This is a genomic window from Providencia sp. PROV114 (assembly GCF_032704305.1).
GTDB lineage: Bacteria > Pseudomonadota > Gammaproteobacteria > Enterobacterales > Enterobacteriaceae > Providencia > Providencia rettgeri.
The window spans coordinates 1,066,995-1,080,889 of record NZ_CP120528.1 but is presented as its reverse complement, the minus strand read 5'-3'; the positions used below and the strand labels follow the sequence as shown (position 1 = coordinate 1,080,889).

Annotated in this window: 13 protein-coding genes; 7 read left to right on the top strand and 6 right to left on the bottom strand. The window is 37.1% G+C overall.

The window, feature by feature from the left end:
* Positions 1 to 83: 83 nt before the first annotated feature.
* Positions 84 to 1,031, bottom strand: coding sequence for an aminoimidazole riboside kinase (locus P3L37_RS04690; protein WP_004913771.1), 948 nt, complete (start codon positions 1,029 to 1,031; stop codon positions 84 to 86).
* A gap of 203 nt (positions 1,032 to 1,234) precedes the next feature.
* Between P3L37_RS04690 and P3L37_RS04685 the strand changes: the two genes are divergently transcribed.
* Positions 1,235 to 2,689: a glycoside hydrolase family 32 protein gene (locus P3L37_RS04685; RefSeq protein WP_110732215.1), complete on the top strand. Its 1,455-nt coding sequence runs from the start codon at positions 1,235 to 1,237 to the stop codon at positions 2,687 to 2,689.
* A 30-nt stretch (positions 2,690 to 2,719) separates the two neighbouring features.
* Here the strand turns inward: P3L37_RS04685 and P3L37_RS04680 are convergent, their stop codons facing one another.
* A complete protein-coding gene (locus tag P3L37_RS04680) occupies positions 2,720 to 3,715 on the bottom strand; it encodes a LacI family DNA-binding transcriptional regulator (RefSeq protein ID WP_110732216.1) in 996 nt (331 codons plus the stop codon).
* Between the two features lie 472 nt (positions 3,716 to 4,187).
* Here P3L37_RS04680 and P3L37_RS04675 point away from each other — a divergent pair, with 472 nt between their 5' ends.
* On the top strand, positions 4,188 to 4,817 hold the full coding sequence (locus P3L37_RS04675; RefSeq protein WP_109912033.1) for a response regulator transcription factor: 630 nt from the start codon (positions 4,188 to 4,190) through the stop codon (positions 4,815 to 4,817).
* 614 nt (positions 4,818 to 5,431) lie between these two features.
* Here the strand turns inward: P3L37_RS04675 and P3L37_RS04670 are convergent.
* From P3L37_RS04670 to P3L37_RS04660, 3 genes are all read right to left on the bottom strand, one after another.
* Positions 5,432 to 6,073: a helix-turn-helix domain-containing protein gene (locus P3L37_RS04670; protein ID WP_004913781.1), complete on the bottom strand. Its 642-nt coding sequence runs from the start codon at positions 6,071 to 6,073 to the stop codon at positions 5,432 to 5,434.
* A 215-nt stretch (positions 6,074 to 6,288) separates the two neighbouring features.
* Entirely contained in the window at positions 6,289 to 7,623 is a 1,335-nt protein-coding gene (gene rimO, locus P3L37_RS04665) for a 30S ribosomal protein S12 methylthiotransferase RimO (RefSeq protein WP_004913782.1), read from the bottom strand.
* Between the two features lie 176 nt (positions 7,624 to 7,799).
* The gene (locus tag P3L37_RS04660) at positions 7,800 to 8,729 is read right to left on the bottom strand and encodes a PEP phosphonomutase (RefSeq protein WP_109912089.1); all 930 of its coding nucleotides are present in this window, start codon (positions 8,727 to 8,729) and stop codon (positions 7,800 to 7,802) included.
* Positions 8,730 to 9,011: 282 nt separating this feature from the next.
* On the opposite strand from P3L37_RS04660, the gene P3L37_RS04655 reads away from it, so the two are divergent.
* The 5 genes from P3L37_RS04655 (at position 9,012) to efeB (ending at position 13,026) form a co-directional block, all read left to right on the top strand.
* Positions 9,012 to 9,569, top strand: coding sequence for an iron transporter (locus P3L37_RS04655; protein WP_004913787.1), 558 nt, complete (start codon positions 9,012 to 9,014; stop codon positions 9,567 to 9,569).
* Between the two features lie 95 nt (positions 9,570 to 9,664).
* The gene (locus P3L37_RS04650; protein ID WP_110732217.1) at positions 9,665 to 10,000 is read left to right on the top strand and encodes a cupredoxin domain-containing protein; all 336 of its coding nucleotides are present in this window, start codon (positions 9,665 to 9,667) and stop codon (positions 9,998 to 10,000) included.
* Between the two features lie 11 nt (positions 10,001 to 10,011).
* Positions 10,012 to 10,845 carry an FTR1 family protein gene (locus P3L37_RS04645; protein WP_004913791.1) on the top strand — a complete coding sequence of 278 codons (834 nt, stop codon included), beginning with the start codon at positions 10,012 to 10,014 and terminating at the stop codon, positions 10,843 to 10,845.
* On the top strand, positions 10,838 to 11,740 hold the full coding sequence (locus P3L37_RS04640; RefSeq protein ID WP_109912030.1) for an EfeM/EfeO family lipoprotein: 903 nt from the start codon (positions 10,838 to 10,840) through the stop codon (positions 11,738 to 11,740). Before P3L37_RS04645 ends, P3L37_RS04640 begins: the two co-directional genes overlap by 8 nt.
* Positions 11,741 to 11,751: 11 nt before the next feature.
* Positions 11,752 to 13,026, top strand: a complete 1,275-nt coding sequence (gene efeB, locus P3L37_RS04635) for an iron uptake transporter deferrochelatase/peroxidase subunit (RefSeq protein WP_110732218.1) — start codon at positions 11,752 to 11,754, stop codon at positions 13,024 to 13,026.
* Positions 13,027 to 13,140: 114 nt separating this feature from the next.
* Here the strand turns inward: efeB and P3L37_RS04630 are convergent, their stop codons facing one another.
* On the bottom strand, positions 13,141 to 13,878 hold the full coding sequence (locus P3L37_RS04630; RefSeq protein WP_109912028.1) for a vWA domain-containing protein: 738 nt from the start codon (positions 13,876 to 13,878) through the stop codon (positions 13,141 to 13,143).
* Between the last annotated feature and the right edge of the window lie 17 nt (positions 13,879 to 13,895).

Genomic DNA, 13,895 nt, shown 5'->3' with positions numbered 1-13,895 from the left:
TATAGGTTGAATTATATCAAGTATTCTTAAAATAAAAGGTAACTATATCGCTACCTTTTATTTACTCGCTGCATATATATTCATCAAAAAACATCACGCTGATGTAATGGTGGTTGCTGCTGCATAAATGCACATAATTCCTCTTGTGTCGGCGCTGCGGCAATAGCACCTTTTTTGGTTGTCGCCAATGCACCACAAGCAGTAGCTTGCGAAATGACCTTCATCAGCCCCTCTTTTTCATTGACTAGCCCATATTGTGAAATGGCCGCCAACAACCCCGCCATAAATGCATCGCCAGCCCCTGTGGTATCAATACTTTCTACTAAATAAGCACTTACTGCCATTTGAACCAAAGAAGTGAACACCTGACAACCTTTAGCCCCTTGAGTAACAATTTTTAATTGGGCAGGATAGCCTTGCAATTTGGCGATTGCATTTTCAAAACGACTTTCTTGCGTTAACCACAGCAGCTCATCATCAGAAAGTTTTAAAATATCCGCTCGTTTTGCAAAATTATCAACAACTTGGTGCATTTCATCGGGATCAGACCACATTTGTGGACGAATATTAATATCAAAACTCAGTAACCCACCAGCGAGTTTTAGTTGTTCGATAGCTGTTGATAGAGACGCTCTACATTGGTGATGCACTAGAGCTAATGAGCAAAAATGCAAAATATCATGACCAAATTGCGGTAAGTTATTTGTCGTTAAAAATTGGTCAGCCGAAGGAGAAACTAAAAAAGAAAATTCACGTTCTCCGTTTTCATGCAACGAGACGAGAACAGTACTTGTTTTATACTTTTCATCAAATTCCATCGCACTCGTATCAACCCCTATATCAAATAAGGTTTTTTGCATGAAATGCCCGAAAGCTTCTTCACCGACTCGTCCAATAAAACCACTATTTTGCCCTAAGCGTGCAACCCCAGCGGCGACATTTACAGGCGCACCACCAGCACAAGCTTCATATTGCATGTTTTGAAGAGGAATTAAATCAATAACTGCATCCCCTAATGCCCAAACTTTCATTATATCTCCTTTGCGAGTTTTATATTTTTAACCTTTATTCTTATTCATAAATAACACATTACCAACTCATGAAAATAAAACTAGTAAACGCAAACTGTTAACGTTAACATTAAGTATAAAGAAGCCAGCAAATAAACGCACCTATTATTGAATTTCATGTGCCCATTTTGTTATCGCGATCGAAAAATGTTCAGGAAGCCATAATGAAAAAACAACTTGAATTAGCCAACGAAACCATCAAAACAGCAAGAGAAAACATGAACTTGCAGTTCTACCCACAATACCACCTTGCCCCTTATGTAGGCTGGATGAATGACCCTAATGGTTTGATCTATCACCAAGGACAATACCACGCTTTTTATCAACATCATCCATTTAGTGCGATTTGGGGTCCCATGCATTGGGGTCATGCAACAAGCACTGATATGGTCCATTGGCAACACCAACCCATTGCGTTAGCACCAAGTGAAGATTATGACCGAGATGGTTGTTTCTCAGGCTCCGCAATTAGTTACGATAACAAATTGTATTTGTTTTACACAGGCCATATCTGGTTAGCAAATCCAGGTGATGACAGCCAAATCATCCAATCACAGTGTGTTGCAATCAGTGAAGATGGTATTCATTTCGAAAAGAAAGGTGTTGTACTCCCTTCCCCTGATGGCTATATGCACTTTAGAGATCCTAAAGTTTGGCAACAAGATGGTAAATGGTGGATGGTGGTTGGTGCAAGAGACTCTCAAGATCAAGGGCAAATCCTCTTATTTAACTCTACTGACTTATTAAATTGGGATCAAAACTATCAAATCCTAGCAAAAACTGACGACAATAATGTTTATATGTGGGAGTGTCCTGATTTCTTTCCATTAGGCGAAAAATTTATTGCCCTTTTTTCTCCTCAAGGAAAAAAAGCAAAAAATTATCAATATCGAAATTTATTTCAAAATGGCTATTTGGTTGGTAATTGGTCACCTAATTTACCTTATCAAATTTCACATTCATTTACTGAGCTTGATTTTGGCCAAGACTTTTACGCACCTCAAACCTTTTTAGCTAAAGATGGCCGTCGTATTGCTATCGCTTGGATGGATATGTGGGAAAATCATATGCCTACACAAAAACATGGGTGGTCAGGGTGCTTTACTTTACCTAGAGAGCTAACACTGAATGAGCAAGGTAAAATTATCTCTAAACCTATAGAGGAATTGAAATCATTACGCCAGTCTGCAAGCCATTTTCCCGCAACAATGTTAGCCAAAAACAGCACCATAATATTAAATGAAAATGCGACAAGTTGTGAAATAGAACTTATTTGGGATTTACAGCAAAGCCCAGCTGAAAAATTTGGCTTTTGGATTGGATACGGCGTGCAGTTCTATGTTGATAACCAAAGTCAGCAATTAACCTTAATGCGTCATTACCCTGAATATACCATTAGTGATAATCGTTGTGCTCCGATACCGCAAGGTCATCAACTTAAAATAAATGCTTTTATCGACCACTCTAGCTTGGAAGTATTTATTAATGATGGTGAACTCAATTTTAGTTGCCGTATCTACCCACACCAAAGTGAACGAGATTTAAGATTATTTGCAATAAATCACCAGGCTAAGCTAGAAAAAGCGATTTATTGGGAACTCAAGAAAGCGATTGAATAACTGTCTATTCGATTTGCCTTCTCGGCGAAACTAAAAAGAATTACGTTCTAACAAGTCGCAAGCAACATATTCAACACTACTTTGCTGCCGTTCTTCTATGATGTGCAAAGCGGCTTGTTGACCTAACTGATAGTGCGGTAACACAACCGTACTTAATGGTGGATAAAATAGTTCTCCAACACCTATCATATTATCGTAGCCAAGTACTGCGATATCTTGTGGGATACGTAAACCACGGCTAAGTAGTACTTGGTAAGCTAAAAATGCAATACGGTCATTTCCACAAATAATGACATCAAAATCCGGTTTTTTATTCTTAAAGTGACTATTAATTAAAGCTATAACATCTAAATAGTGTTCATCACCTAACTCTAAATGGTATTGCTGAAGCGATTCTAGAGGTAAATTAGCCGTTGCCCACGCAGATTCCACCGCTTCACGGCGCGTTTTTCCAGCAAGTGTTTCTTGCGGGATATAAAGACAAAGAGGATTCCGATACCCTTTCTCTATTAAGCGATTAACTGCATTCAATTGACCATTAAAATCATCTGGTACATAGGCTGGAAACTGCCCTTTTTTATCTATGCAATTGGCAAGAACCAAACGATTATTATGTAATCCTTCAGGAATAGTCACTTCTCGAAGGCCCATCGTAGTATAAATAATACCATCTGGTCGCTGGGATAATAATTGCCGGACAGCTCTTTCACTATCTTCACTGGAGGTAATATTAACAACAAAGCTACTCCAGCCGAATTGCCTCGCGGTTTGCTCTATTGAAAGAATGATTTCCACAGAAAACGGAGTTGTCGCTGTATCAAGGGCCAAAACGCCAACTGTCGAAACCCTAGAACCTTTTCCTCTAATCTTACGAGCAGAAAAATCAGGAACATAATTGAGTGACTCAATAGCTTGTTGGACCTGTTTTAAGGTTTCAGGCTTGAGTAATTCAGGGTTATTAATTGCCCGTGATACTGTCATCAATGAAACATTTGCAAGTCGAGCTACGTCTTTTAAAGAAGCCATTAAGTATATTCACTCATCAAAACTAGATTAGAGTAAATTTTAACATGTCAGATATAAAAAGCACTTAATCTTCGTCAATTCACAGATTAAGTACTATCACCTAAGAAAACAGCATAAAGTGTACATCTAAGACTTTTTATGACTAATGATTTAAGATATTATTGATTAGCTTTAACAATATTTCTGTCTATTACTTTATGTTAAAAAACACATTTAATAAGTAAATTCACATAATATGTTACACGTCATTAATCGAATATTACCCAATGACACAAACTTTAACTATTGTTTCTATTTTTATATTAAATTTAACTAGATGATGTTTTTAATATAAATTAAGGTCAGTAATACACTAATAAAAAGAACAACGATCAGTAGAAAATATTATTGTGAAATTTTAATTTCACTTTATTTATCTACGTATTTAATCAGATTGGTATGAATATCAAATCAGTTCAACAGGAGTATGGTGATGAATAACACCATTCACGTAATCGTAGAAAGTGATAATGTCTTTAAGAATAAACTGAAACTAATGATGGAATCTTTTGGTTTTATCTTTAGATTTTATAATAACGAAGAAGTGTTTATGAGTAATTATACTTACCCTAATGAGGGTAATGTAAAAGAATGTATTTTATTATTCTTAAACAATGATGAAAATCGTATTAGTAGATTAAACAATATAAATAATTCATTTGGTATTGTTCCATTCATTGTGCTTGCTGAAGAGCCTTCTATCAGTTTGTGCCGTGAGAGTTTTAAAGCCGGAGCTTTTGATTTTTTCCCTTTTCCTTTCAAGGACATTGAAATTTTAAACTCCATCAGTAACGCAACAGAATTATTTTTAAATATGCATGAAAAGTATAAAAAATATACCTACCTCTCTGATAAATTTAACCGTCTTTCGGTTAGAGAACGAGAAATCATGGATATGATATTAGAAGGTAATACCAGTAAAGAAACCGCTGAAAAACTGTCACTATCACCAAGAACTGTAGAAGTTCATCGCTCTAACATTTATACGAAACTAGGTATTAAATCACTACCACAACTTATTCAAGAATACGAATACATTAATACCTATCCTAAATATATTTAATTTATATGATATGTTCATCTTGTTATAGCGTAATTAGTTTCTGGTGGTTTGACTCTAAGCCATCAGAAACTAATTACCTAAAAAATGCCAAGAGCACTATAATTTAGATAAATATAGATAAAAATCCTGTCAATTTTAAAATAATAACTTGTTTTTATAAGTGATAAACAATAGTTCTACTCTATCACAGATTAAAGAAACCTAAGTGAATTGATAATTCCACTAGTAATAATAACTACTAATACTTGTAAAATAAAATAATACTTTTTTGTGTTACTGAAATATCATTTAAAATAATAGTGCACCTATCACACCATTTTTTAGTAAGACAATGCGCTTTCTCATCAATATTTATCCATCACAAATCTAAAAAAATAGGGCTGTAAACGACATACCAACTTACCTAACTCAAGCATAATAAGCATCGTTTTCATTTTCTTTTCTCGATACATCAAGTAACGACACAAGCAGATAGATTATGCTTTGTTTATCTATCGACTGTCGTTCAAAATGTTGGTAAATTCTTCGCGCTTCGCTGTTTTTATGCTTTTTTGTTGTTGTCCACAAAACATGCGAAAGCGTTTTTTTTTACGGTCCAAAGCATATGTAAGAAGCTATTTGTAGTCTTTAATGTTAATTTCATACTGCTTTAGTTTGCGCCATAACGTTGTCCGCCCCATATCAAGGACTTTATGCATTTTTTGAATTTTACCTTCACAAGCCTGCGCCACTTCAATAATCAAAGCTTTCTCAACTGAATGAATATCCAAGCTAGCGAATCGTTGCTCTACCTTATTTTCCTTAAAAATTTCTTGTTCATAATAGTGAAATTTCAATTTCCCACTCGCTTCCCTTGCTAAAGCCTGCGTGAGTGCAAACAAAATATTGCAGCTATTCTGAGTTGAAGACAAAGCGACAACTAGAACTGGCTCTCCAGCATGTGAATACACTGGAGCTAGATAATAAAAAATCCCATGTAATTCGATTGGCGCAGTATACAACTTAGCCCGCGCACCATAAGTCAAATTATCAGATAATAAAGCTGCTATCTCAAAATTGCCCCCAAACTCATGACTAAGCCAAAGCGTTTTTCCATCAGAGCTAATCAGAGAACTTCGAATATTATTATCATGTAATGAGGCTAATCCACCTTCAATAGTTGTATAAGCAAGCTCTACAATATATTTATAATCATCTGAATTATAAATACTTTCTTTTACAGGTGTTGTAGTTGGAAATATTAAATGAACCGACATAGTTATCCTTATTCTTCGATAAGAGTTATCTGATTATGTCAATTTCCCATTTAATTATTATATTCTAGATCAAGTTATTAATTGATAGATTTAAACCTCTTGATCCACATCAATTTTTCACAATTAAAAGCAGTAAATCAATGTGGTAAAAAACAAAATGGCTAACTTAATTTACCTAAGTTAGCCATTTACACTTTTAAAACGCTCTGATTCACTTAGGAAGTGACAATATTTCCCCACAGGTCATATTCATCTGCATGCTCAACGAATACTTTCACTATATCCCCCGCGTTAACACCAAATTCACCATTAAGATAAACCATACCATCAATTTCTGGCGCGTCTGCCATACTACGCCCAATAGCACCTTCATCATCAACTTCATCAATAATGACTAAAATTTCTTTACCAATTTTATCTTGTAAACGCTGTGTAGAAATTTGTTGTTGTAATTGCATAAAACGATGATAACGATCTTCTTTAATTTCCTCAGGGACTTGATCCGCCAGCTCATTCGCTTTCGCTCCCTCGACAGGGCTATACTTAAAGCAGCCTACTCGGTCTAACTTCGCTTCCGATAAGAAATCGAGTAGCATTTGAAAATCGTCTTCTGTCTCACCAGGAAACCCCACAATAAATGTTGAACGTAAGGTGAGTTCAGGGCAAATTTCACGCCAACGCTTAATTCGCTCAAGTGTTCTTTCTACAGCGCCAGGGCGTTTCATTAACTTTAAAATTTTAGGACTTGCATGCTGCAGCGGAATATCTAGGTAAGGTAAAACTTTACCTTCTGCCATCAAAGGGATGACATCATCAACATGTGGATAAGGATACACATAATGTAAACGTACCCATACACCCAGTGAAGCAAGTTGTTCACATAACCCCACCATGCTAGTTTTTACCGGCTGCCCATCCCAAAAACCCGTTTTATTTTTAACATCAACACCATACGCAGAGGTATCTTGTGAAATAACCAGTAACTCTTTTACCCCTGAAGCGACTAAACGCTTAGCTTCATTTAACACATCTCCAATTGGACGGCTATCTAAATCCCCTCGCATAGAAGGAATAATGCAAAAAGTACAACGATGATTGCACCCTTCGGAAATTTTTAAATAGGCATAATGCTTTGGAGTCAGTTTTACCCCTTGTTCTGGAACTAAACTCAAGAAAGGGTCATGTTCAGGTTTTGGAACGTAGTGGTGCACGTGGTTAAGTACTTGCTCATAGCTATGTGGACCAGTGATTTCTAAAACTTTTGGATGTACTTCACGAATTTGGTTCTCTTTCGCACCAAGGCATCCTGTGACAATCACTTTGCCATTTTCATTCAGAGCTTCCCCAATCGCTTCTAGTGATTCCTGCACCGCGCTATCGATAAACCCACACGTATTCACAATGACTAAGTCAGCATTATCATAGCTTGGAACGACTTGGTAACCATCAGTGCGCAACTCAGTTAAAATGCGTTCTGAATCAACTAGATTTTTCGGGCAGCCGAGTGAAACGAAGCCAATTTTTGGCACCGGATTAGTATTTTGCGACATAACTCACTTCTTTTATTGTTTTAAAAAATGGGCGAAATTTTACCTGAAGAATTACGGGAATTGTATAAATTTTTATCGAAAATAATCTGTAATTAACGCGAGGATAATAGAAAAAACTTATGTTAAATAGGTGATTTCTACAAACCATTTTTGTAAAAATCACCTAAAAATGTCAACTAGCGATTAACCGAACGAGCAATACGTGAATAGGTGTGACGAACACCACGGATCACAATACTATAATTTAAAATATTCTCAGGTAATGCGATTCCGTTATAACCCGAATCACCAATATGGTGTAAATCTGTCCCGGCCATTTTGCACATTAATGCAATTTGCCGAATAGTTTGTAAATCTGCACCTTCTTGAGAAGTGCCAATCGCCGTCATTGTCATCACGCCTTGGGAATGGCAATAACCTACCATTTTTTGCACAAATTCTAATGAAATCCCAGGTACCGTTCCCGGAGCTGGGAGCAAAATAATATCCGCACCATTGTTAATAAAGGTACGAATATCATCATCTGTGATGAGTTGCTCTGCGGAAGCATTTAAAACACCAGCAGCGTGCATTTTTCCCGTAATAAGCACAATATCTTCACCCACAACAGCTTTAAGCTCTTTAAGGCTCTGGTTAATTTCCTGATTAGTTACTCCATTGCCAGGGTTCCCCGTTAGAACAATAATATCCGCACCCATTTCTTTTAATTTAAGAGCATTTTTTACTGTTGCTAATCGCCCTTCTGACATTTTCCATTGCGCATCTTGTGTCGGATTATTAAAGCCCTCAGGTACAGGCTCTAAATTAACACCGATTGCTCGTCCCGTTAAATGCTTAAGTGTGCGAATGATTTCCTCAGGTTCAACCCCTTCGGGTAGGCCTTGCATAATCGGTTGATTAACATCAAAAACATTCAATAGTAAAATGTCTGCACCTTGGCTTGCGGCTAATTCAGCATTCGTCACTGTCATTAATACGGGTTGAATTGTGCCTATGGTTTCAGAAACCAAAATTCGCCCTTCACTTGCTTTAATTGATTCTAATAGATTCTTTTTATTGAGTTTTACAATTTCTGAAGCAGAGCAGTCAAGATAACGTCGTTGCATGGCTATACCTTTATTTTCAACAAAATGAATGAAGTGTTCTTTCGCAGTAAAATTCACACCTTCAAAATATATCATGTAGACAATAATAAACTGCCTAATAGAACACACTATTAGCAAGTTATTTTTCAAAGAATAATAACTTTTTCTAACACTTAGATTTTTATATAAAAACAAACATTTTTAGCGACGAGTAATTTACTTATCGTAAATTACCACTTGTTTTTTAGTAATAGTAATGATTATCATTACAACTCTATATCACTTATGGTAAGGACGAAAATAATGAAACTCGCCTATAAAGCTGCTGTTTCAGGTCTCGCGTTGTTTTCAATCTCAGCATTAGCTCAAGAGTACCCTCTCGGTCACCCTGTGATCAAAAACGGAATGGAAATCCAAGGCGTTTACCTACAACCAATTACAATGGATACCGAAGAAGGCCATCATGCAATGTCTCACTTAGCTGCAGATAAAGCAGATGTCCACTTAGAAGCAGATATCCACGCTGTTGAAGATAACCCAAATGGCTTTGCAGAAGGCGATTGGATCCCTTACCTAACCATTGAATATTCAGTCACTAAACTTGGTGATAAACCACAAACTCAAACAGGCACATTTATGCCTATGGTGGCAAGTGATGGCCCTCATTATGGGGAAAACATCAAATTAGATGGCAATGGTAAATACCGTGTCACCTATAAAATCTATCCGCCATCACACAATAAAGATGTTGCCTTTGGCCGTCATATTGATAAAGAAACGGGTGTGGCCCCTTGGTTCCAGCCTTTCGAAGTCTCTTGGGATTTTGACTACGCAGGTGTTGGCCGTAAAGGTAGTTACTAATTTTTTAACCTAAATTAGTTAAGGGCTTAACCAAGGGAATTTTCTTGCGTAAGCCCTTTTTTGTTTGTCGTTATAAAAGGATAAACCAAGCCAAAATGAAAACATTACTGAGCTTTTTACTGGTTATCACTTGTACAATAATTCCCCTATCTTCATTTGCTGCAGAAAAATATACTGTCGAATTAGAAATGAAAAATGGTGATCTTATCCCGCGAGTTCTTGAAGTCCCTGCAAAAACAATTATCCGCATTAAAATTACCAATACAGGCACTGAGCCCGCAGAATTTGAAAGTATTCAATTAAGAAAAGAAAAAGTTTTAGCCCCCGGAGCAAGCTCTGTTGTTGTTATCGCACCATTGAAACCTGGCACATATACTTTTTTTGATGACTTCCACCTTTCTCACCCCAAAGGCGAGATCATTGCGAAATAAAAGGATTTAGCATGGGACAAGTTCTGTTTGTTGTGTGGCGTGAAAGTTTTGAAGCGTTGCTTGTCATTGGTATTATTTATGCGTGGATTAAACGTCACCCTGACGCACATAATGGTATGAAATACCTTTGGGCCGGAGTCGCTATTGGGGTTATTACCTCCATCTTACTCGCACTTCTCATCTATGGCGTATTTAATGTCCTTGATGATACAGGGCAATCACTGTTTATGATTTTTATGGAGCTACTCGCTTGTATCCTGATTGTCCAAATGGTGTATTGGATGAACAAGCATGGCAGCTCAATGAAATCAGAAATTGAATCAGGAATAAGCCGTAATGCGGCTCACCATAACTGGTGGGGCGCCGCATTGATTATTGCCATTGCCATTGCCCGTGAAGGAAGCGAAATCGTCGTCTTTTTATCTAGCTTTATTATGTCGTTAACCGCGTCTAATGCATCGGCTTTCTTTATTGAAGTCGGTGGTGGAATTGCAATTGCAGGCCTTACACTCTATGCATTCTTATTAACAAATCGTTTAGTTTCATGGTCTATCTTCTTTAAGGTTACCGGCGTTATTCTATTATTCCTCGCGTTATCTCTCCTACTTAAAGGGGTAGAAGAAAGCGCTAACTTACTGATTGAATATGATTTTTCCATCCCTGATTTTTTAATTTATCCCGCTTGGGATACAACTGCATTTCTTGACGATTCGGGTATTGCTGGTAATTTTATCTCATCTTTCTTTGCCTATCGTTCACAGCCTATTTGGCTCAGTGTCATTACCTTTATCCTTTATTGGGCTATTGTGATCCCATTGTTTACTCGGAGCAAAAAAAATGTCTAGCTCACTGAGGCATAACATCAAATGGGTCTCGATTAGCTTAATACTCAGTATGGCACTACCTAACTTAGTTCAAGGTAAAGCACTGAGATCCCCTGTACAAACAGGGGATAACATCATTATCGCTAAAGGGGATATTCCTACTCCTGAAAAATATCAACATGCTATCCAAACCTATTTAGCCTTTGCCACTGCTGAATTGGCAGAAATGGTGACGCAATTGGAATTGTTACAACAGAGTTTACAACAAGGAAAGCTAGAACAAGCCCAAGCCGCGTATATTCAGGCTCACCAACATTATGAAACAGTACGCCCGATTATTATTTTATTTGGTAATACGGATAGAACAATTAATCCAAGAGCCGATTACTTCCTTGATAAAGAAACTGATTACCGCTTTACGGGGTTTCATCTTGTTGAATACCAATTATTTATGCAAAAAAATACTGAACTTGCCTCAACGGCAAACCAAGAATTATTACTTAAAGGGCGTGATTTGTATAAACGGGTAGCAACTGAAACCATTGAAATTCCTAAGCTCGTGCAAGCCTCAGCTGATTTTATTGAAATGATCTTAGAAACAAAATTGGGCGGTAAAGAAAATATCTACAGTTTGTCTGATTTAACTGATATTGCTGCTAATTTAAAAGGGTCACAAAAGATAATTGAAATTATTAAGCCTTTTATCAAGCCAGAGACCCTTGAAAAAATACAAAAAAATGACCAACTGATTAACCAAATAATGCAGTCATATCAACTATCAAATACGACATATCAACCTTATAGCCAATTACAACTCAAAGACAAAATGGCGCTTTATTCATTACTCACTCAGCAAGCCGAAACTTTAGCAAAATTACGTGCTGAGCTCGATGTCGATGTTTACTATAAATATTAAGGCATACATTTATGCAAGCTAAACTGAGAAATATATTGCAAACCAACGGAATGTCCCGGCGTAATGCCCTAAAAATGCTCGCAATTAGTAGTGCAGTTTTAGCCGCCCCAGCATTAAAAGCACAAGATAAAATCGCCGATTGCCAACTCACTTATGACAAAGCAATCAATTATCTTGGGCCACACCAAGCCGGTGTTTTGACGCCTGAACCCAAAAATGCCTCCTTTATCGCATTTAATATGACGGCAAATTCCATCGAAGAATTACAGACTGTTTTTACTCTACTGACCCAGCGCATTGCTGATTTAACCCAACCCCAAAAAGCACCTTCAATCAATAATGATAAAATGCCTCCCGCTGAATCCGGTATTCTGGGAACGCAACAGCAACCCGACTCACTAACCATCACCGTTGCTTTAGGTAACTCTCTGTTTGATAACCGGTTCGGATTAAATAAAATCAAGCCTAAATATCTTAGTGAAATGATCAGTTTCCCCAACGATAGGTTAGAGCAGAAATGGTGTGGTGGCGATCTTCTTCTACAAATATGCGCGAATAGCCAAGAAAGCGTTATCTATGCATTACGTGATATTTTGCGTCATATTTCTCCATACAGCTTTCCTCTCTGGAAAATCGACGGCTTCTTACCTGCACGAGATATTGATAACCATTCCACTCCTATCAATCTTTTTGGTTTTAAGGATGGAACGGGAAATGCACCCGCTGATGACAATTTATTGATGAACGAATTAATTTGGATAACAAAAGGCAGTCAAGAACCATCTTGGTGTGACGGAGGGACATACCAAGCAGTACGTCTCATTCGCTTTAATTTAGAATTTTGGGATAGAACGCCATTAGAAGATCAAGAAAATGATTTTGGTCGGCATAAAGATTCAGGAGCCCCTATCGGCATGAAAAAGGAGCACGATGATCCTGAGTTTGGCCAAGACCCTCATGGTGACCGTATTTTATTTGATTCCCATATGCGCCGTGCAGAACCCCGTAATCCTGAACGTTATACCGCAAAACTAAGGCGAAGAAGCTACAGCTATTCACTCGGGTTAACCGAAACAGGGGCTCTCGATATGGGTTTAATTTTCGTCTCTTTTCAGAAAAATTTAAAAACAGGCTTTATCGACACTCAAAAGCGCCTTAATGGTGAACCGCTTGAACGCTATATCAAGCCCTTTGGTGGTGGGTACTACTTTGTATTACCAGGAATCGAGTCGGCACAAAACATACTTGCTGAAAAAATGTTTACAGCCTTAAAACAAACTAAATAATGATAATAATAAAATAAAAGCCCCTATTACCCTTGCTATAGGGGCTTTACTGGCAACTCTATCATCAACTATTAGGCATTTTAAATAATAAAATACTGCGTAGATTTGAACATATTATTTTTTTTTTCGTTCCTTCACATCCGCTTCAACTTCTTGTTTCCAATCCTCTGATATTGGCGCAGACTTTTGTTTAGCTTCCACCGCTTTATTTACCGCACGGTAAGCCTTGTCGTATCCAGTCCCATCTTGGACATAACCAGTGGCATTTGAACTTTTAATTCCAATATTTTCTGCTTCAGAAATGGCATCAATATTCGCTCCCAAGAAAATAAAATCCCATTTATCTTCTGTTTCTGCGGACTTAATCATGGCTTTAATTTTTGCTTGAGAATATTTACGGCTACTATTTTCTTGTCCATCTGTAATTATCACAAAAAGAACATTATTATTTTTTGTAACCTTTCTATTTTCTTGCATTTTTTCAATGCCGTCTCCTATCGCATCTAATAATGCGGTATAGCCACCAACGGGATAATCATCAAGTGTTAGATTAGAAACCTTTTCAATGGGTTCTCTATTATGAAGTAAACTTGTTTTGTCATTAAATAAAATAGTTGTAATGTAGGTTTTTGCTTTTTTTCCCTTATTTTCAGTTAATACACTATTATATCCACCGATTGTATCGGTTTCGAATCCTGACATTGAACCACTTTTATCGAGAATAAACACTAAATCTAAAATATCGGGATCTTTTTTAGTATTAATAATAGTAGTACTACTAGCAATAGAGGAAAATAAAAACAAAAATGCAGCTGATATGACGGTGAAAACGGATTGTATGGATAAATTCATCGCCGAGTTCCTTGGTG